The organism is Streptomyces regalis (genome assembly GCF_001509475.1).
In the GTDB taxonomy this organism is placed as follows: domain Bacteria; phylum Actinomycetota; class Actinomycetes; order Streptomycetales; family Streptomycetaceae; genus Streptomyces; species Streptomyces regalis.
Genome location: NZ_LLZG01000025.1, coordinates 141,635 through 161,092 on the forward strand (window position 1 = coordinate 141,635; position 19,458 = coordinate 161,092).

A 19,458-nucleotide genomic window follows, 5' to 3' on the forward strand; every position below is an offset into this window, starting at 1 on the left:
TTGGAGACCCCACCGCTGGGACCTGCCAGGGGCAAAGTCGAGACCGCGTTGGCCACCTATCTCTGAGAAAAATGGCCAACCACCGTTGAGCGCCCGGCCGCTCACCAGCGGACTTCCAGTCCCGTCTGGCCACCTATCGCCGGAGGTCACACCACTGTGACGCTCAGCGATGGCGCGCGGTCACAGTTGTCCCGTCGCAACCGATCTGGTTCGGAGAGGTGCCTGTGATCTGCGACGACCATGTGAGTTGAGATGGCGAACAGGGGAACTTCTCAGTCGATCTGGCCCTGGAATAGTGGATGCCGGTCGTCGTCCACTCGGTCTGGTCCGAAGTTGCGGGTCTCGATCGGCTTCCTGAGCTGCGCTCTCCAGCCGACTCCGGTGGTTCTCGCCGCCTACGACGCTATCTCGGCACGCGTGCGGGAGCTGGAGTGTGGTCGCACGACCAATACACGCGGCATGTGGCAGGACACGCTTGTGTCAGCGGCAGAGAAGCCGCTTCTTCAGCCCCGCGACGAGGCCCGGCCACCGCCCGAATGTCTCGGGGGCCGCTTCGTCCGGGACCCTGGCCGACCGCTCGCGGCGCTGCAAGCACGTCCGGTTCGCTGTGTCCGTTAGCGTCAGTCCATGTTGCATACGAGATTCACCGATATGTTCGATCTCGCCTCTCCGGTGATGGCGGCCCCCATGGGCCTGCACAGCGGCGGGACACTCGCCGCCGCGGTGTCCGCCGCCGGCGGGCTCGGCTCCTTCGGCGGAACGCATCCCTGGAAAGGGCCGGAATGGATCCGCACGGAGATCGCAACCATCCGCGCCACGACCGACCGGCCGTTCGGAGTCGGCTTCATCACGCCATTCCTCCCCTTCACCGAGCCGCTGTTCGACGCCACGTTGGAGCAGCGACCAGAGGTCGTCGCACTGTCGTTCGTCGACCCCCGGCCGTGGCTCGCCCGGGCCAAGGACGCAGGCGCCCGGGTGATGTGCCAGATCCAGACCTACGACGATGCGGAGATGGCCGTCGCTGCAGGAGCGGACGTCCTCGTCGCACAAGGCACCGAGGCCGGCGGCCATACCGGGACGATGGGGCTGCTGCCGTTCCTGGCCGGGGTCGTAAAGCGGTACCCCGACATTCCCGTACTGGCCGCGGGCGGCATCGCCGACGGCCGAACGCTCGCGGCAGTCCTCACCGCCGGCGCGGACGGAGCCTGGCTGGGCACGGCGTTCCTCGCCACGCCCGAAGCGGTCGAGGTGCACGACATCCACAAGCGCCTGATCATCGAGAGCGACGGCAGCGACACCGTATGGACGCGGGCCTACGACATCGTGTCGGGACTGCCCTGGCCGTCGGCGATCGGCGCACGCATGCGTCGCAACCGATTCACCGATGAGTGGGCGGAGCGGGAAGCAACGCTGCGGGACCGCAAAGAGGAATTCGCACCCCCGGAAGACGTCAACCCCTTCGACTCCCCACCCGACCCCGACACGAGCATGATCCTCTACGGTCAGTCAGCGGCCCTCGTCGATGCCATCCGCCCCGCCGCGGACGTGGTCCGCCAGATCAGTGACGAGGCCGAGACCATCCTGAACTCACGGCCCCGCTCGCTGCTCAGCTGACCGACCCAGCGCCCTGCGTCATTGACTGGGACCTGGCCCCCATCGGGCCGCGCGAACGACCGGGCTGGGACACAAAGGGACTGACCCGCCGGGCTCCGCTGCGGACTCCCCGGCATCTACCGGCGTCTGGGCATGGAGCTTGCGCACAGAAGCCGGGGCGGCGGGCCGGTGCTCGTGGTGATCCAGCAACTGGATCGGGAGGGGTGGGGCCCGGTTGTTGACCGCCTCTCCCGCGAGCGCGAGGTTGTGTCCGTCGACCTGCCTGACTTCGGTGACAGCCCTCCACTTCCGCAGGGGACGACCCCCACGGTTGGGGCGCCGGCCGAAGCAGTCACTGCCTGGCTCCGTGCCGCTGGCCTCGGGCACCTACCGGTGGTGGGGAACTCGCTCGGCGGTGCTGTCGCGATCGAAATGGCCGTGCCGACGCCGTCGGCAGCGCCACGGCACTCTCCCCGGTCGGCCTGTGGACTCGACCGGAAGCTGTCTACACGACCGGCTCGCTTCGGTTGGCGGGCATGTTGGCGCGCGCAGTCGACCGTCGTCGTACTCACCTGGTGGCGGGCAATCCAGTGGGGCGCACGCTCGCGTTCTGGCAACTTGCCGCGCGGCCGTGGGCCATCCCCGTACCCGCCGCCCGCGACGCGCTGCACAACTTGGCTCGCTCGCCGGGATTCGAGGCGACACGGCGGGCGGTCCGCACGTATCGGCTGACGAGCTTCGCCCCAAGGTGCCCGTCACGATCGCGTGGGGCACGCATGACCTGCTGACGCCTCCGCACCAGGCCCGACGAGTGCGCGGCGGCTGCCGCAAGCACATCACGTCAGTCTGAAGGGCTGCGGGCACTCGCCGATGTCCGACGATCCCAAGGCGGTGGCCGATCTCGTGTTGACGGGCAGCGGCTGAATGGACGATCCCTTTGCCCTCGGCCGGTCCGACTGGAAATCTCGACGACTCCCGCCTCCGTGTAGCCCACCCGTGTCACCTGCTTCCCCGGGATGTGCCGGACAGGAGACGCGGTAGCCGGTGCACTCGCAGCAGGCGACATCGCCGTTCTTCCACCAGCGACGTGCGGTCGGCCCAGCTCGCCCCATAGGGGACACGCCGACCAGACCGCGTCGACGCCGTATGCCGGATCCGCCCGTACCCTCGGCGCTGTGACGCTGACAGACGGAACGTACCGACTCGGGCCGTCGACCGGCCGCCTCTTGATCAAGACCGGCCGTGCCGGACTGGGACGCCGCGCGGGCCACGATCTCACGATCGAAGCCACCCGATGGTCCGGCGAGGCCGTAGTGGATGTCGGTGACCCTGACAGGTCCTCGGTGAATGTGACGGTCCAGACGGGCTCGCTGGAGGTCCGGGAAGGAACCGGCGGGCTGAAGGCACTCACCGACGCCGACCGGGCCGAGATCAAACGGACGCTGGAGGGCACGGCCCTGCTGCACACCGCGGAGCACCCCACGATCACCTTCCGTTCCACCCGTATCACGGGTACCCCGCAGTCCTTCGAGATCACCGGTGAGCTCACTATCAAGGGACGCACCCACCCCGTGACGGTGCACGGCAAGGGAAACAACGCCGGGCCATTGCGCGGCTGGGCAACCGTGACGCAGTCCACCTGGGGGATCAAGCCCTACACCGCGTTCCTGGGGGCGCTGCGACTGGCTGACGACATTCGGGTGGAATTCGAGGTGGCCAGGCTCGAGCCGGCGGACGGCCCCGGATCGCCGCCGCGCACGGGTCAGGCGTGAGAGCGGCGCCCGCCGATCACAGCCACCCGGCCTCAAGGCTGCAGGGGGATCCGCCCGTCCTGCTCCTATGGTGGGTACATGGGCACCATCGTTGTCGTGTACGAGCTCGACAATCCGGCGCCCGCGCACCCCTCCCCTGGGATACCGGGCACCCAGGGACAGCACGTCCGCAAGGTGCACGCGGCGCCCACCGCTCCCGGGGAGCCCGCCGCCACGGGGCCGCGAACCCTGTGCGGGAAGGACACCTTCGCCATGGAAGCAGGCCCCTTGACCACCGAGGATGGCGGGACGCCCTGGTACCCCGCGCAGTACGTGTCCGTGGTCTGCCCAGACTGCGACGCAGTGATCGAGACTTGATCGGCGTACTGGCTGCCCCTTGGGGCACGGGGTGCAGGCGCTGCGGACAAGAGATTCCCGATGACGTGGGCGACCAAGCGGTCCAACGGGCCAGGCCGACCACCATGGTGCTGCCCGGCGTCCGCAGTCCGGCCGACGGTTACTGCAGCGAGACCCTCCGCAGTCGCCCTTGCAGCCGCGGCGCGGAGTGACCGAGTGCAGCTGTGCATGCCCCCTGTGTGGCGGACATCCCGGGACACAGGAGGCGAGACACGATGGAGCTGCAGATGCGTTCGAGGAGGAGTACGGCATGGCCGGGTCGGACTGTGGCGGCACCGACAGCGTGGCGAACGGCAAGTCGCGATTCGACGACATCTACAACAGCCCGGACCCCCGCGCATACTTCGGGCGGCTGGCTCCGCTGGAGTACGAGATCCCGCACCATGCCCAGCCAGTCTTCCGGCAGACCGCAGCCGAACGGGCCGCCCTCGACGACGGCCGCCCCCACAGGTCGGCGGTGCTTGACGTGTGCTGCTCGTACGGGATCAACGCCGCGCTGCTCAACCACCACATCACGCTGGCGGAGCTGTACGAGCGGTACACCTCCCCTGCTCGCCAAACGATGTCGACGGCGGAACTGGCGGCTCAGGACAAGGAGTTCTACACCGAGCGCCGCCGACCGGACGCAGTGCCGGTCTTCGGCCTGGACATCGCTGCACCCGCCGTGCACTACGCGCTCGAGGTGGGGCTCCTGGACGCCGCCTTCACCGACGACCTGGAACAGGGCCCACCCAGCCCCAGGCTGCGGCGCGCGCTCGCCGAGGTCGGCCTCATCACGCTGACGGGCGGCGGCAGCTATATCACCGACCGAACGTTCACGGCACTGTTGGACTGCGCCCGGCGGCCGGTATGGGTCAGCGCGTTCGTGCTGCGGACGGTGTCGTACCACCCGGTCGTCCGGGCACTGGTCACGCACGGTCTGTGCACCACCCTCGATATCACCCGTACCTATCCCCAGCGCCGCTTCACGGACGAGCGGGAACGACAGTATGCAATCGCGGCGGTGCGGGCGCTGGGCGGCGATCCTGCCGGGCGCGAGGAGAACGGCCGGTTCCACAGCCTGCGCTACGAGTCCCGACCCAATACGCCGTGACATCCGTGTGTGTCGTGGCTGGGGCCGCCGCAACGGAGGACAAGCGGAAGGCCGCCGCCCTGGCCTGGGGGAACCATGCCGGAGTGGGTCTGGGCTCACCGTGCACAGCCGACATCCAGCACTTCGATCACATCGCCGTGGACGGTGTAGACGAGCCAGCACCACTCGCCGAACGCTGGCCAGCTCCGGGGCCTGGGTCTCTGTGTCCTTGGTGACCGGCCTTGAGCCCAGCATGGACGTCAGCGAATGACGGTCCTCGCCTGTTCAGCCCGGTGCCTGTCCTTCTCCGCCGAGGCGCGGGCGAGAAGACTTTCGGCCTGTGCCGCGGCGTCGGCGGCGTTGCGTTGTCCCATGAGGACGCAGAGTGTGTAGGCGGCGTCGTCGAGCCGACGGTAGCTGAGCGCGCTCACCGGATCTCGCAGCAGAGCGGCCCATGCGGACCGGTAGGTGCGAAGTGCCGCGGCAGCTGTCCTGACGTGGGGCATCAGCATCTTCGTATCGACACCTTCCTGTACGGCGTTTCGGCCGCCACACGGCAGGTGGGAGAGCCGCGCCCAGACGCGGGCCCTGCCGTGCGACGGCCCTGCGGCACACACCGGGCGGGTCAGGACTCGGTGATCTCGATGTGCCGCGGCTTGGTGGCCTGCGCCTTGGGCACGGTGATGGTCAGCACGCCGTCGTGCAGGCCGGCGCTGACCTCCTCGGACCTGACATCGGCGGGCAGGAGGGCCTGGTACTCGAAACGGCCGGTGCGGCGGGTACTGCGGCGCAGGACGCCCTCACGCTCCCGCTCCTTGTACTCCCCCGTGATGCGCAGCTCCCGCTCGCTCATCTCGATGTCGATGTCGTCCCGCTTGACGCCAGGCAGGTCCGCCTCGATCACGTAGGCGTCGTCGGTCTCCCGCATGTCCGCCGCGGGCGACCAGGCCAGTGCGGCGGGAGCGGCGGTGGCGCCTTGCAGCAGCCGGTTCATGCGCTCGAACAGATCCTCGAACTCGGCGGCGATGGGTTCACCCCATCCGAAGCCGGGGAACGACCTCTCCAGCAGGCTGCCGGGCCGGTGTCGTACGGGCAGCGTCATCGCGGTTCACCTCCGCGAGAGTGGGCCATTCGGTCACTCTCCATCGTGCCCATCCCCGCCGAACCGGGCGACTGGGCCGCCGATGATCGCCCGTTCACACCGTTCTCATCAGCGGAAACGCCCAGGCGCACCATGAACGCCGACTCGCTGCGCGCCAGGACATGCTGCAGCTGTGCCCGCAACTTCGTGTACTGCGCGCCTGTGCTGTGTCGCTGTGCTGCCACAGCAGTACCAACGACATGCCCCGGACGAGCGGTGTGCGCCGGGCGGGTGGCAGCCGCGAACCTCGCCACAGGCGCTCCTCTGGCGCCAGGCGATGTGCAGGACTGGAACTTGGGTTGGACACTGAAGTAGAGAGCAGTGGTTGCCGGCGTACGACCAGGACACGATGGCCATGAATCACGGCACGGCACACTCCGCCGACGCGGCGGACGTCGTCTTCACACATTCCGTGTTCGGCGCGCCGTGTTGGGTGAGCCTGACCAGCCGCGACCTCGACGCCATGCAGGACTTCTACGGGTCCGTGCTGGGCTGGCGATGCCGCAAGGCCAGACTGGGCGACCATTTCCGGACCGCGCTGGCGGACGGGGTGCCCGTCGCGGGGATCGCAGCGGTGGCCACCATGTGGCAGATGGCTGCGGCCTGGACACCCTACTTCGCCGTGAAGAACGCGGACGAGGCCGCGGCCCGCACCCAGGAGCGCGGCGGCACCGTGGCAGTCGGGCCGCTCTCCTTCCCTCCCGGACGAGCTGCACTGCTCGCCGACCGCGACGGGGCCACCTTCGGGATATGGCAGGGCAAACTCGTCACCGAGTGGGAGGCGTGGCGGCAGGCGGCACCGACGTTCATCACTCTCCACACCCGTGACGCCTTCGACGCCGCCATCTTCTACGGCGAGATCCTGGACTGGGCCTCGGGACTGCCCGGCTGCTGCGAGGTCGAGTACGCGGGAGGCGAAGTGCTACTGCGCAGCCGAGGAGACATCGTGGCCCGCATCGAGTCGGGCTCGGTGGAGACGCCGCCCGATCCCTCGGTCCGGCCGCACTGGCAGGTTCACTTCGCCGTGGACGATGTGGGCCAGTGCGCCCGGGCCGCGGAGAAGCATGGTGGCAGCGTCCTGGGGGAGGGCGAGCAGGAGGCCGTGCTGCGTGACCCCGACGGCGCCCAGTTCACGCTCACCTCACGCCGGGAACGCTGACGTCCCGCCTGCGAGTTGCTGTACCGGTCTGCGCGTCCGTCCGCCGCCATCAAGCCTGGGGTGTACGAGGTTGGCGAACGCCCGATGGAGCCGAGGGGAGTGTGGGGGTGCCGACAGCGCGTCTCTGGGAGGTCGCCGCCTGCAGCGGGCCGCGTGCCGGATGCGTCCTCGCCCGGACTCATCGGCGTCAGGGCATGATCAGCTGCCGAGGAGGTAGATGATGTCGTCGGCGTGTTCCTCTTCTTCCTCGAGGATCGAATCCATGAGCCACCGGATGGTCGGGTCGGAGTTTCCCAGCCACCGGATGATGTCCTGGTAGGTGGAGATCACGATTGGATCTCCGCCGAGTTGCGAGACCCGTTCCGCGGCCCGTATTGCGTGCTGCATCTCCTCCTTGGCGTGTTCGGTGAACTCGCTGGAGACCTGACTGCGGTCGATGCCGGTCGCCGAACGGCGCCGTCGCCACCCCGACCGGGGCTACGACTTCGACAAGTACCGCCGCCTGCTGTGGAAGCGCGGCATCAAACCCCTGATCGCCCGACGCGGCGTCGCCCACGGCTCCGGACTGGGCAAGGTGCGCTGGGTGGTCGAGCGCGCCTTCGCCTGGCTGCACCAGTTCAAACGGCTCCGCACCCGCTACGAACGACGCGCCGATCTCCACCAGGGCCTGCTCGAACTGGCCTGCAGCCTCATATGCCTCCGCCGCCTCCGAACCTCATTCTGAAACGATCAGTAAATCGGTATCGGTGCCGGCTGCTGCCATGGGTGACCTCCTGGGCACGACGAGTCATCACCGTGACGCGGATCCCGCACCCTGTCAACGGCCGCTCACCGAGCCCGAGTTGAAGCACGGCTCGGCTCCGGACCCTTCGGTGATCTTCGTTCGTTTGAGCGGCGGTCGAGAAGGGGAGCGTGCGGAACGTGGGCCGAGCCGAACGGGTCAGGCTTTGCTCATGTCGCCGCAGAGGGGTTGTCCTGACATTCGGTCCCTGCCTAGGGTCGCCTCGAAGTGCAAGCGCTTTCTGAAGCGGGCTGTCCGCCGGCCGTCCGAGGAGAACTGCATGTCCCCAAGCACCGCCCGCCGTCGCGTCGCCGTGATCGGCACCGGCGCCATCGTCAGCGGCAGCCATCTCCCCGCCCTGAGACACCACGCCGACCGGGTGGAGCTGGTCGCCGCGGTCGACGTGGACCAGGCCCGGCTGGACGCCTTCCGGGAGCTCGCGGGCGAGGACGTCGCCGGGTACACCTCGACGGGCGACATGCTGGACGCCGTACGCCCCGACCTGGTCCTGATCGGTACGCCGCCGTCGCTGCACCGGGAGCAGACGGTCGCCGCGCTCAAGGCGGGCGCCTGGGTGCTGTGCGAGAAGCCGCTGTGTCTGTCGCTCGCCGAGTACGACGACATCGCGGCGGCCGAGGAGGCGTCGGGCGCGTACGCGTCCGTGGTCTTCCAGCACCGGTACGGCTCCGGGGCCGTGCATGCCCGTGAGCTGATCGCCGGCGGTGAGCTGGGGGCCCCGCTGGTCGCGCACTGCCAGACGACCTGGCACCGTGACGCCGCGTACTACGCGGTGCCGTGGCGCGGGCGGTGGGCCACCGAGGGCGGCGGGCCGACGATGGGGCACGGCATCCACCAGTTCGACCTGCTGCTGCATCTGCTCGGCCCGTGGGCGGAGATCCGGGCCATGGCCGCGCGCCTGGTCCACGACACCGAGAGCGAGGACGTCTCGACGGCCCTCGTGCGGTTCGAGAACGGCGCCCTCGCCACCGTCGTCAACAGCGTGCTCTCCCCGCACGAGGTGAGCCGCATCCGTATCGACTGCGCCGACGCGACGGTCGAGCTCACCCACCTGTACGGCCACCGCAACGACGACTGGGTCTACACCCCGGCCCCGCACGTCCCCTCCGAGCGCGCCACCGCCTGGCGCACTCCTTCGGCGGACCTGCCCAGCTCGCACACGGCGCAGCTCGGCGCCCTCCTCGACGCCTACGACAACGGTGTCCGACCGCCCGGCAGCGGCCCCGACGCCCGGGTCACCCTCGACTTCGCGGTAGCCCTCTACAAGGCCGCGTTCACAGGCCGGCCGGTGCTCGCGGGCGAGATCGCGCCCGGTGACCCCTTCTACCCGGCCATGCACGGCGACCACCCCCACTGGGCCCCCAAGGAGCGCGCATGACCATCCGCGTCACCCACGTCCACGGCGACCACATCGCCGTCGAGGCGGCCAACGGCACGGAGATCCTCCGCTACGTCTACCGCCCCGACCCGGAGCCCTTCGAGTCCCGCAAGCCCTACGCCCACCCCGTGCGCACCCTGGCCGGGCACACCGTGACCGGCTACCGGCCCAGCGACCACCGCTGGCACAAGGGCCTGCAGATGACGGCGAGCCATCTGTCCGGGCAGAACTTCTGGGGCGGCAACTGCTATGTGCACGGCGAGGGTTACCTCGCCCTGCCCGAGCGGGTCGGCTCCATGCGGCACGACGGCTTCGCCGACTTCGCGGCCGAGGACGACCGGCTCGCCTTCACCGAGGAGCTCACCTGGGTGGAGAACGGCGGCGAGGAGTGGGCGAGCGAGGTGCGCGGACTGACCGTCCACTCGGTGGACGAGGCGGCCGGTGCCTGGGCCCTGGACTGGTCGATCCGGCTCACCAACCTCCGTGCCGAGCCACTGGCCTTCGGCTCGCCCACCACCGCCGGCCGCGAGATGGCCGGCTACACCGGACTCCAGTGGCGCGGACCCCGGGACTTCACCGGCGGCACCGCCTTCGGCCCCGACCTCGACGGGGGAGCCGGCGCGGACGCGGGCAAGCTGATGGGCACGCAGGGCCCGTGGCTGGCCTTCACCACCGAGCACGACGACATCGACGGGCACTCCACGCTCGTCTTCGCGCACGCGCCCGAGAACCTCGACGGGAACGCCGCGATCCACGAGTCCCACTGGTTCGTACGCTCCGAGCCGATCCCGACGGTGGCGTTCTCCTGGGCGTTCTTCGAGGAGTTCGAGCTGCCGCCGGGCGAGTCCTTCGCCTACCGGTACCGCGTCGTCTTCGCCGACGGCGCCTGGGACCGGGAGCGGGTGGCCGCGCACCTGGAGGGGCTGCCGTGGTGAAGCCGAACCTTCCCCACCCGCTGCCCGGCGCCGTAGGCCTGTCCCACCTCAGCGCCTACGACTGGGAGGCCGCCGACGGTGTGTGCGGTGGCAGCCCGCATCTGCACCTGGTGTGCACGGAGGCGTACGTCGTCACCGGCGGCCGGGGTGCCGTGCAGACGCTGAGCCCCGACGGCTACCGGGACATTCCCCTGGAGCCGGGCTCCATCGCCTGGTTCGTGCCCGGGACCGTGCACCGTATGGTCCAGGGCGGCGACCTGCGCATCACGGTGCTGATGCAGAACAGCGGGCTGCCCGAGGCCGGGGACGCCGTCTTCACCTTCCCGCCCGAGGTGCTCGCCGACCCCGACAAGTACGTGGCGGCTGCGGCGATCCCGCCCGGTACGGGAGCGGAGACGGCGGCTGCAGCACGCCGGCGCAGGGATCTCGCCGTAGAGGGGTATCTCGCCCTGCGCGAGGCGCTCGTCGTCGGTGACAGCGGCCCGTATCTCGAATTCCAGCGCGCCGCCGCCCGCCTCGTGCGTGCGAAGGTGCCGAACTGGCGGGAGTTGTGGCGGGCGGGTGCGCTGGCCACCGTCGAGCGCACGGGCGCCCAGCTCGATGCGCTGGAGGCGGGCGAACCGGCGTATCTCTCCGACGCGACCGCGTACGAGGCCGCCCCCACCAGGCTCGGCGGCTTCGGCATGTGCGGCCGCCGGGACGAGTACAACCTGCCGGGGACGACGCTGCCGTACGGCGGCGAGTAACAGGTCAAGGGGGGCCGAGGGGGGCCAACAGAAGGTTTCGAGGAGAGAAGAGGTGACCTCGGCATGCCCGGACACAGGACAAAGGGGTTCTGCGCGTCGGCCGCCGCACTAGCGCTCTGCGCGATGCTGGCGGGCTGCGGCGGATCCGGGGAGTCGGTCGGCGGCGGCAAGGTCGTGCTGCGCTACACGTGGTGGGGCAACCCCGACCGCGCGGAGCGCACCGAGCAGGCCGTCGCCCTGTTCGAGAAACAGCACCCGAACATCCAGGTGCAGACGTCGTTCTCGGCGTACGAGGCCTACAAGCAGAAGCTCGCCACTCAGGCCGCCGGCGGCGACGCCCCCGACGTGATGCAGCTCGACTACCGGCAGATCGACCAGTACGCCTCCGGCGGCGTCCTGCTCGATCTCGCCAGGCAGAAGGCCGTACTGCGCACCGGTGAGATCGACCCGGGTCTGCTCTCCACCGGCCGGCTGGACGACACGCAGTACGCCATCCCCCAGGGCCGTGGCACGGAGACCGTCGCCTATGACGTCAAGGCGTGGAAGGCATCCGGCGTGCCGCTGCCGGGCAGGAGCTGGACCTGGAGCGCGTGGGCCGACGCCATGCGGGCCCTGGCGAAGAAGACCGGTAAGCCCGGCGCCACCGACCCCGGCCAGAGCGAGGACTGCTTCGAGGTCTGGCTGCGCGGCCAGGGCAAGTCCCTCTACACCGAGGACGGCGGGCTCGGCTTCACCGCCGACGACCTGACCCGCTGGTGGACCTTCACCGACGAACTCCGGCGCGCGGGAGTCGTCTCGCCCGCCGAGCAGACCACCCAGCTCGACGGCTCCGTCGAGAACACCCCGCTCGGGCGCGGCGAGGCCACGGCCGACGCCAACTGGGACGCCCCGGCCAGCGGTTTCCTCGCTCTCATACCGAGCGGCGTCGCGCTCGCACCGATGCCGTCCGGCGAGGACGGCACCCCCGGTCAGTACTTCAAGCCGTCGATGTTCCTGGGCGTCGGAGCCAACACCGGTCATCCGAAGGAGGCCGCACAGCTCGTCGACTTCCTCATCAACGACCAGCAGGCGGCGAAGATCCTCGGCGCCACCCGCGGCATCCCCGTCAACGAGTCCGTCCGCGAGGCGATCGAGCCGCAACTCAAGGACTTCGACCGGACGATCGCCGACTACCAGGCCTTGCTGGAGGGCTCCCTCAAGGACCCGCCGCAGGCCCCGCCCTCGGGCGACAACGCCCTGCAGGCCACCTTCCAGCGCGACTACGACCAGGTGTCCTACGAGCGCATGTCGCCGCGCGAGGCGGCCGAGAACTACGTCACCGAGGCGAAGGCGGAGCTGAGGTCATGACCACCACCGACATCCCCGCGCCCGCCGCCAGGAAACCGGGAACCAGCACAGCCCCGAAGCGTCGCCCCAAGCGTGAAAGCCAGGGCCCCGCCTGGGTGTTCCTGTCCCCGTGGGTGCTCGGCGCGATCGTCCTGACGCTGCTCCCGATGGCCGTGTCGCTGTACCTGTCCTTCACCGACTACGACCTGTTCAACCCGCCGCGCTGGGTGGGCCTGCGCAACTACGTCCAGATGTTCACCGAGGACCCGCGCTACTGGCGATCGGTGCTGACCACGCTGACGTACGTCGTCATCGCCGTGCCCCTGCAACTCGCGCTCGCCCTAGTCGTCGCGCTCGCCCTGAAGTCCATGAAACGCGGCAAGGGCTTCTACCGGTCGGCGTTCTACGCCCCTTCACTGCTGGGCGCCTCCATGTCCATCGCCCTCGTCTGGCGAGCGGTCTTCAATGACGGCGGCACGGTCGACAACCTGCTCGGCACCGGCGGCTGGGTCAACAAGCCCGGCTGGGCGCTGCTCGCCGTGGCACTGCTGACGGTGTGGCAGTTCGGGGCGCCGATGGTCATCTTCCTGGCCGGCCTGCAGCAGATCCCGGGCGAGCTGTACGAGGCTGCGGCGGTCGACGGAGCGGGGAAATTGCGGCAGTTCCTGTCCGTCACGGTGCCGATGCTGTCCCCGGTGCTGTTCTTCAACCTCGTGCTCCAGACCATCCAGGCCTTCCAGGTCTTCACGCCCGCTTTCGCGCTCAGCGCCGGCAAGGGCGGCCCCGCCGACTCGACCCTCGTCTACACCCTCTACCTCTACGACCGCGGCTTCGTCGCCTCCCACATGGGCTACGCCTCCGCCATGGCCTGGGTGCTGCTGCTCGTCATCGGCGGCGTCACGGCGGTGCTGTTCCGCACCTCGCGCTCCTGGGTCTTCTACGCCTCCGAGGGGGAGCGATGACCATCACCACAACTCCGGTTGTCCGTAAGCCGGTTGCCTGGGGCCGGATCGCCCTGCATGTCGGCTCCCTGACCGCACTGCTGGTCATGCTGTACCCGCTGGCCTGGCTGCTGGCGACTTCGCTCAAGCCCGCCGATGAGGTCATCGCGAGCTTCGACCTGCTGCCCAGCCACCTGGAGTGGTCGAACTACTCCACCGCCCTGGACGGCGTGAACGACGTGTCCATCTGGCGACTGCTGTCCAACTCGCTGCTGATCGCGGGCGGCGCGGTCCTCGGCAACGTCATCAGCTGCTCGCTCGCCGCGTACGCCTTCGCACGCCTGCGTTTCCGTTTCCGCGGACCGCTGTTCGCCTTCATGATCGCGACGATCATGCTGCCGCACCACGCGGTGCTGATCCCGCAGTACATCATCTTCAACCAGCTCGGCCTGGTGAACACCTACTGGCCGCTGATCCTGCCGAAGTTCCTCGCCACGGAAGCCTTCTTCGTCTTCCTCATCGTGCAGTTCATGCGCGGACTGCCGCGCGAGCTGGAGGAGGCGGCCCGCATCGACGGCTGCGGCCCCTTCCGCAGCTTCTTCAAGGTGGTGCTGCCGCTCACCCGCCCCGCGCTGATCACGACCGCGATCTTCACCTTCATCTGGACGTGGAACGACTTCTTCACCCAGCTGATCTACCTCTTCGATCCGGACAAGTTCACGCTGACCCTCGCGCTGCGCTCCTTCGTGGACGCCTCCAGCACCTCGGCGTTCGGCCCGATGTTCGCGATGTCCGTGATCGCGCTGCTGCCGATCGTGCTGTTCTTCCTCGCCTTCCAGCGCCTGCTGGTGGAGGGCATGGCCAGCTCCGGACTCAAGGGGTGAGCGGGATGCGTGACGTGTCTTCGCGTGAGCCGGGCGAGGTCTTCGGGCCGCGGATGACCCTGTTCGCCGACATGCTGAGCGTCGGCCTCGCGACAGCGGTGGTGTGCCTGCCCGTGGTGACGGTCCCGGCCGCGCTGTCGACCGCGTGCGCGGTGCTGCGGGGCGCGGGGGAGGGGCAACCGGCCACCGCCGGGCGATATTTCGAGCTGCTACGGCGACGGCTGCGGGCCGGAGATCTCGCGGCAGGCGCCGTCGCCCTCGCGGGCGCGCTGCTGTTCGCCGCCGATCTGGCGCTGGCCGGGGCCGGGCTGCCGGGGGCGCCGCTGTTCGCGGTGGTGGCCGGTGCCATCGGGGCGGCCGCCCTGGTCGTGGGCCTCAGGGCCTGCGCCCGCCCCGCGTCGCTCACCGACTGGCGTGCGGCGGCGCGCGAGGCCGCCCGGGACGCCGTACAGGATGTGGGCGGCAGCGGTCTGGTGCTGCTCGCGGTGGCGACCGCCGCCCTGTGCGCCTGGATGCTGATGCCGCTCGCGTTCCTCGCTCCGGGGCCGCTGGCGCTGGCGGTCACGGCCGTGGACGTCAGGAGGGAGGGGGCGGCTGAGAGCCGGGCGGCTTAGGGCCTGTCCGGCGGATCATGCCGGCGTCGCGGGGCCTGGCACGCCCATCTGCGGCGTTGTCGTCGGTTGCCGACGCTCCGCGTCGGCGCCCTCCTCCGCCTTGCAGCTGGACGCACCAGGCCCCGCTCACCTGCGTTGATGAGGTGCCGTCCCTTGCAGCCAGCCTGATCCGCCGGACAGGCCCTAGCGCGGGTAGTACGGCTTGGGCAGGCGCATGCCGCGGTCGGCCATGATCTGCCTTACCCGATCGGGGTAGTTGGTGATGATGCCGTCGACGCCCAGGTCCATCAGCGCCTCGATCGTGGCCGGGTCGTCGCAGGTCCACGGGACGACCTTCAGGCCGCGTGCGTGGGCCTCGCGGATCATCGTCCGGTCGGGGTAGAAGCGGAAGCCCGGGTCGCCGACCTTGCCGCTCTGCGGGAAGCCGTAGTTGGGGGAGAGGGCCCTGACGCCGGGGACGGTGGCGGCGGCCTTCACGAAGTCGCCGTCGTAGTCGTCGGCGTCGATCCCGCCGAGCCACGGGGAGGCGCCGGGCTTGCCGACCTGGAGGAAGTCGTGGTTGGTGAGCGCGACCAGCGGCCACCTCGGCGCCAGCTTGTGCATCGCCTTCAACGCGCCCCAGTCGAAGGACTGGATGGTGACCTGGCGCTCGATGCCCGAGCGGCGGATCTCCTCGAACACCCGGCGCACGAACAGCTCCCGCGGGGCGGTCTGTTCGGGCGCGCCCGCCTCGACCTTGGTCTCGATGTTGAGCGTCACGCCCTTCGCGCGGTAGCCCTTCACCAGGTTCAGGACGTCCCTGAGTTCGACCATCCGGGCGCCCTTGATCTGCTCCTGATCGGGGAAGCCGGGCAGCCGCTGGTAACCGCAGTCCATCGTCTTGATCTGATCAAGCGTCAGATCTTTGATGTACTTGCCGACATACGGGTACATCGGGTCATCCGGTGTGACCGGTCCGGTGTCCTTGCACTTCTGTACGCTGACCTGCCGGTCGTGCGTGACGACGACCTTCTCGTCCTTGGTGACCTGGGTGTCCAGCTCAAGGGCGGAGACCCCGAGGCGCAGCGCCTTGCCGAAGCCCTCCAGGGTCGACTCGGTCGTCATGCCGATGCCGCCGCGGTGGGCCTGGAGGCCGAAGTGGGTCTTCTGCGGCGGTACGCCGGAGCCGGCGTACGGCGTGGCGTGAGCGGCCGTCGGAGAGGCGAGCAGCGTGGCCAGCGCCAGGCCGGCGAGGGCGTGCCGTGCGGACATCGAAACCTCACTCGTGTCGGATCGTGACCAGTAGAAGCTAGTTCGACCGCGGGCGGGCTCAACTGCCGTGACGTGAGGGCGCCATGAATGCTCGGAGAACGGCTCTCGGCGGCGCCCCGCCGGGTTCATCCGCCGATCTCCTGGCATGTCCAAGAGTTAAGGGGGCATTAGGCCGCATGCGGTGTGAAAGGGCCGTTCGGGTGTCCATCATCTTGTCATGAACCTGCGGCCCGACGGGCGGGCCGCAGCCTCATGGAGGTGTGGAATGCGCCGCGCACTCGTCACCGGTCTTGCCGCTTCAGCCCTCTCCCTCGCGGCCGTCGTCGCCACCGCCCCGGCCGCCGACGCCGCTCCCGCCGACAAGCCCCAGGTACTGGCCAGTTGGACCCAGACCAGCGTGTCCAGCTACAACGCCTGGGTCGCCGCCCGCGCCCATCAGTCCGCCTGGGCCGCGTACGCGTTCGACTGGTCCACGGACTACTGCTCCTCCTCGCCCGACAACCCCTTCGGCTTCCCCTTCGCCACGTCCTGCGCCCGGCACGACTTCGGCTACCGCAACTACAAGGCGCTGGGTGCCTTCGACGCCAACAAGTCCCGCCTCGACAGCGCCTTCTACGAGGACCTCAAGCGCGTGTGCGCCACCTATAGCGGCGGGACGAAGACCGCCTGCAACAGCACGGCGTGGACCTACTACCAGGCCGTGAAGGCGTTCGGCTGAGATACCCGCCGAGAGGCAAAGGGGGGCGCCGCTTGAGCGGTGCCCCCCTCAGGAATCAGCTCCCCGCCCGGAACGACCGCAGGCGCAGCGAGTTGGCGACGACGAAGACCGAGGAGAACGCCATGGCCGCGCCGGCGATCATCGGGTTGAGCAGTCCGGCCGCGGCGAGCGGCAGGGCGGCGACGTTGTAGGCGAAGGCCCAGAACAGGTTCGACCGTATGGTGCCGAGCGTCCGGCGGGCGAGCCGGATGGCGTCGGCGGCGGCGCGCAGGTCGCCGCGCACCAGGGTGAGGTCGCCGGCCTCGATCGCGGCGTCCGTGCCGGTGCCCATTGCCAGACCCAGGTCGGCCTGGGCCAGGGCGGCCGCGTCGTTGACACCGTCGCCGACCATCGCGACCGAACGGCCCTCGCCCTGCAGCCGCTTGACGACCTCGGCCTTGTCCTGCGGCAGCACCTCGGCGATGACGTCCTCGGGTGCGATGCCGACCTCGCGGGCGACGGCGTGGGCGACGGCCTTGTTGTCGCCGGTCAGCAGGATCGGCGTGAGGCCGAGGGTACGCAGCCGACGGATCGCCTCCGGGCTGGTCTCCTTCACCGCGTCGGCGACCTCCAGGACCGCCCGTGCCTCACCGTCCCAGGCGACCGCGATGGCGGTACGACCGGACGCCTCGGCCTCGGACTTGGCCTGTCGGAGCTCCTCCGGCAGCTCCATGGCCCAGTCGGCGAGCAGTCGCTCCCGGCCCACGAGCACCGCGTGGCCGTCCACGACGCCCTGTACCCCGAGGCCGGGCACGTTCGCGAAGTCCTCCGGCGTCGGCAGCGAACCCAGCTTCTCCAGCGCCCCGTCGGCCACGGCACGCGCGATCGGGTGCTCGGAGGAATGCTCCAACGCGCCCGCGAGCCGCAGGACTTCGGCCTCGTCGGTGTCGTCGGTGGTGTGCACGGCCAGCAGGGTCATCCGGCCGGTGGTCACGGTGCCCGTCTTGTCGAGGACGATCGTGTCGACCTTGCGCGTGGACTCCACCACCTCCGGACCCTTGATCAGGATGCCGAGCTGGGCGCCACGACCGGTGCCGACCATCAGTGCGGTCGGCGTGGCCAGGCCCAGGGCGCACGGGCAGGCGATGATCAGTACGGCGACCGCGGCGGTGAAGGCGGCGGCCGGCCCGGCCCCGTTGCCGAGCCAGAAGCCGAGGGTGCCCAGCGCGAGGGCGATCACAATCGGCACGAAGACGGCGGAGATGCGGTCCGCGAGCCGCTGTGCCGCGGCCTTGCCGTTCTGCGCGTCCTCCACCAGCTTGGCCATCCGGGCGAGTTGGGTGTCGGCGCCCACGCGGGTGGCCTCGACGACGAGCCGGCCGCCCGCGTTGATCGTGGCGCCGGTGACCGGGTCGCCCTGGGCCACCTCGACCGGCACGGACTCGCCGGTGAGCATCGAGGCGTCCACCGCGGAGGAGCCCTCGACGACCGTCCCGTCGGTGGCGATCTTCTCGCCGGGACGCACCAGGAACCGGTCGCCGACCTTCAACTCCGTGACGGGGACGGTCTGTTCGGTGCCGTTCGCGCGCAGGACGGTGACGTCCTTGGCGCCCAGCTCCAGCAGGGCCTTCAGGGCCGCGCCCGCCTTGCGCTTGGAGCGGGCTTCGAAGTAGCGGCCGGCCAGGATGAACGCGGTGACGCCGGCCGCCGCCTCCAGGTAGATGTTCCCGGCGCCGTCACTGCGGGAGATCGTCAGCTCGAAGGGGTGCGTCATGCCCGGCTCGCCCGCGGTGCCGAGGAACAGCGCCCACAGCGACCACAGGAACGCGGCCGACGTACCGACCGAGATCAGCGTGTCCATGGTGGCCGCACCGTGCCGCAGATTGGTGAACGCCGCCCGGTGGAAGGGCCAGGCGGCATACGTCACGACGGGCGCGGCCAGGGTGAGCGACAGCCACTGCCAGTACTCGAACTGCAGGGCGGGGATCATGGCCATCGCGATGACGGGGACGGCCAGCGTCACGGCGGTGACCAACCGCTGCCGCAGCGGCCGTAGTCCGTCGTCCTCGTCCCGGCTCTCGGTCGCGTCCCGCACCGGAGGCGCGGGTTCCTCTGCTGTGTACCCGGTCGCCTCGACGGTGGCGATCAGGTCCTGGACGGAGACGTCACTGCCGTAGCTGACCTTCGCCTTCTCGGTGGCGTAGTTGACGGTGGCGTTCACCCCGTCCATGCGGTTCAGCTTCTTCTCGATGCGTGCCGCGCACGAGGCGCAGGTCATGCCGCCGATGGCGAGCTCTACCTCGGTGGTGGGCTGGGACGCGGTGGTGGTCATCGCTGCTCCTGTGCGGGGTGGGCCCGGAGCCCGGGGCGGCCGGGCACGGGCGGTTCGGGGGGCGGGTCAGGCTGCGCGGCCGGTCAGCTCGTAGCCGGCCTCGTCGACGACCTCGGCGATCAGGGCGTCGTCGGGCTCGGTGGCGCTGGTGACGGTGACCTGGCCGCTCGCGAGATCGACACCGACCTCGGTGACGCCGTCCAGCTCGCCGATGACCTTGGTGAGCGTGGCCTTGCAGTGCGCGCAGCTCATGCCCGAGACGGCGTAGGTGGTGGTGGACATGGGTTCCTCCTGCGGAGTCCGGGTTCAGGGCGACCCCGAGCGATCCCCTGATACGGGGCGGGGGTATCCTTGCTGGAGTCCTGTATACCCCTATGGGGTACCGAACGCAAGCGCCGGAGTGGGGTTGACTTCATACCCCC

At 69.9% G+C, this 19,458-nt stretch carries 20 protein-coding genes and 1 pseudogene; 15 read left to right on the plus strand and 6 right to left on the minus strand.

Annotated elements, in window-relative coordinates; all coding sequences use genetic code 11:
* Positions 1-627: 627 nt before the first annotated feature.
* The 5 genes from ADL12_RS06170 (at position 628) to ADL12_RS06185 (ending at position 4,854) form a co-directional block, all read left to right on the plus strand.
* On the plus strand, positions 628-1,614 hold the full coding sequence (locus ADL12_RS06170; protein ID WP_063806618.1) for an NAD(P)H-dependent flavin oxidoreductase: 987 nt from the start codon (positions 628-630) through the stop codon (positions 1,612-1,614).
* A 132-nt stretch (positions 1,615-1,746) separates the two neighbouring features.
* On the plus strand, positions 1,747-2,325 hold the full coding sequence (locus ADL12_RS58330; RefSeq protein WP_425265067.1) for an alpha/beta fold hydrolase: 579 nt from the start codon (positions 1,747-1,749) through the stop codon (positions 2,323-2,325).
* A 443-nt stretch (positions 2,326-2,768) separates the two neighbouring features.
* Complete coding sequence (locus tag ADL12_RS06175) at positions 2,769-3,365, plus strand: YceI family protein (RefSeq protein ID WP_062699338.1); 597 nt, start codon at positions 2,769-2,771, stop codon at positions 3,363-3,365.
* A gap of 78 nt (positions 3,366-3,443) precedes the next feature.
* A complete protein-coding gene (locus tag ADL12_RS06180) occupies positions 3,444-3,722 on the plus strand; it encodes a hypothetical protein (RefSeq protein ID WP_062699340.1) in 279 nt (92 codons plus the stop codon).
* A 289-nt stretch (positions 3,723-4,011) separates the two neighbouring features.
* Positions 4,012-4,854 (plus strand): hypothetical protein, encoded by an 843-nt coding sequence (locus ADL12_RS06185; protein WP_062699342.1) that lies wholly within the window; start codon positions 4,012-4,014, stop codon positions 4,852-4,854.
* A gap of 239 nt (positions 4,855-5,093) precedes the next feature.
* Here the strand turns inward: ADL12_RS06185 and ADL12_RS06190 are convergent, their stop codons facing one another.
* Positions 5,094-5,345 (minus strand): DUF5133 domain-containing protein, encoded by a 252-nt coding sequence (locus ADL12_RS06190; protein ID WP_062699343.1) that lies wholly within the window; start codon positions 5,343-5,345, stop codon positions 5,094-5,096.
* Between the two features lie 113 nt (positions 5,346-5,458).
* Positions 5,459-5,935: an Hsp20/alpha crystallin family protein gene (locus ADL12_RS06195; RefSeq protein ID WP_062699345.1), complete on the minus strand. Its 477-nt coding sequence runs from the start codon at positions 5,933-5,935 to the stop codon at positions 5,459-5,461.
* 394 nt (positions 5,936-6,329) lie between these two features.
* Between ADL12_RS06195 and ADL12_RS06200 the strand changes: the two genes are divergently transcribed.
* Entirely contained in the window at positions 6,330-7,133 is an 804-nt protein-coding gene (locus ADL12_RS06200) for a VOC family protein (protein WP_062699405.1), read from the plus strand.
* A gap of 198 nt (positions 7,134-7,331) precedes the next feature.
* Here the strand turns inward: ADL12_RS06200 and ADL12_RS49720 are convergent, their stop codons facing one another.
* Positions 7,332-7,520, minus strand: a complete 189-nt coding sequence (locus ADL12_RS49720; RefSeq protein ID WP_244187790.1) for a hypothetical protein — start codon at positions 7,518-7,520, stop codon at positions 7,332-7,334.
* 76 nt (positions 7,521-7,596) lie between these two features.
* On the opposite strand from ADL12_RS49720, the pseudogene ADL12_RS06205 reads away from it, so the two are divergent.
* The 8 genes and pseudogenes from ADL12_RS06205 to ADL12_RS06240 all read left to right on the plus strand — a co-directional run.
* Positions 7,597-7,857 (plus strand): annotated as a pseudogene (locus ADL12_RS06205) (transposase); the annotation flags it as partial.
* Positions 7,858-8,194: 337 nt separating this feature from the next.
* Positions 8,195-9,310, plus strand: coding sequence for a Gfo/Idh/MocA family protein (locus ADL12_RS06210; protein WP_062699349.1), 1,116 nt, complete (start codon positions 8,195-8,197; stop codon positions 9,308-9,310).
* The gene (locus ADL12_RS06215; protein ID WP_062699351.1) at positions 9,307-10,245 is read left to right on the plus strand and encodes a DUF6807 domain-containing protein; all 939 of its coding nucleotides are present in this window, start codon (positions 9,307-9,309) and stop codon (positions 10,243-10,245) included. Before ADL12_RS06210 ends, ADL12_RS06215 begins: the two co-directional genes overlap by 4 nt.
* Complete coding sequence (locus ADL12_RS06220) at positions 10,239-10,991, plus strand: cupin domain-containing protein (protein WP_062699353.1); 753 nt, start codon at positions 10,239-10,241, stop codon at positions 10,989-10,991. Before ADL12_RS06215 ends, ADL12_RS06220 begins: the two co-directional genes overlap by 7 nt.
* A 63-nt stretch (positions 10,992-11,054) precedes the next feature.
* The gene (locus ADL12_RS06225; RefSeq protein ID WP_062699356.1) at positions 11,055-12,338 is read left to right on the plus strand and encodes an ABC transporter substrate-binding protein; all 1,284 of its coding nucleotides are present in this window, start codon (positions 11,055-11,057) and stop codon (positions 12,336-12,338) included.
* Entirely contained in the window at positions 12,335-13,279 is a 945-nt protein-coding gene (locus ADL12_RS06230) for a carbohydrate ABC transporter permease (protein WP_062699358.1), read from the plus strand. The genes ADL12_RS06225 and ADL12_RS06230 overlap by 4 nt, the downstream gene beginning before the upstream one ends.
* On the plus strand, positions 13,276-14,142 hold the full coding sequence (locus tag ADL12_RS06235; protein ID WP_208614481.1) for a carbohydrate ABC transporter permease: 867 nt from the start codon (positions 13,276-13,278) through the stop codon (positions 14,140-14,142). Before ADL12_RS06230 ends, ADL12_RS06235 begins: the two co-directional genes overlap by 4 nt.
* Positions 14,143-14,147: 5 nt before the next feature.
* A complete protein-coding gene (locus tag ADL12_RS06240; protein ID WP_062699409.1) occupies positions 14,148-14,756 on the plus strand; it encodes a hypothetical protein in 609 nt (202 codons plus the stop codon).
* 183 nt (positions 14,757-14,939) lie between these two features.
* Here the strand turns inward: ADL12_RS06240 and ADL12_RS06245 are convergent, their stop codons facing one another.
* The gene (locus ADL12_RS06245) at positions 14,940-16,007 is read right to left on the minus strand and encodes a glycerophosphodiester phosphodiesterase family protein (RefSeq protein WP_062699359.1); all 1,068 of its coding nucleotides are present in this window, start codon (positions 16,005-16,007) and stop codon (positions 14,940-14,942) included.
* Between the two features lie 265 nt (positions 16,008-16,272).
* On the opposite strand from ADL12_RS06245, the gene ADL12_RS06250 reads away from it, so the two are divergent.
* A complete protein-coding gene (locus tag ADL12_RS06250) occupies positions 16,273-16,725 on the plus strand; it encodes a phospholipase (protein WP_062699361.1) in 453 nt (150 codons plus the stop codon).
* A 55-nt stretch (positions 16,726-16,780) separates the two neighbouring features.
* Here the strand turns inward: ADL12_RS06250 and ADL12_RS06255 are convergent, their stop codons facing one another.
* Together ADL12_RS06255 and ADL12_RS06260 are read right to left on the minus strand one after the other, a co-directional pair.
* On the minus strand, positions 16,781-19,036 hold the full coding sequence (locus ADL12_RS06255) for a heavy metal translocating P-type ATPase (protein WP_062699363.1): 2,256 nt from the start codon (positions 19,034-19,036) through the stop codon (positions 16,781-16,783).
* A 66-nt stretch (positions 19,037-19,102) separates the two neighbouring features.
* The gene (locus ADL12_RS06260) at positions 19,103-19,318 is read right to left on the minus strand and encodes a heavy-metal-associated domain-containing protein (protein WP_062699365.1); all 216 of its coding nucleotides are present in this window, start codon (positions 19,316-19,318) and stop codon (positions 19,103-19,105) included.
* Positions 19,319-19,458: the final 140 nt, after the last annotated feature.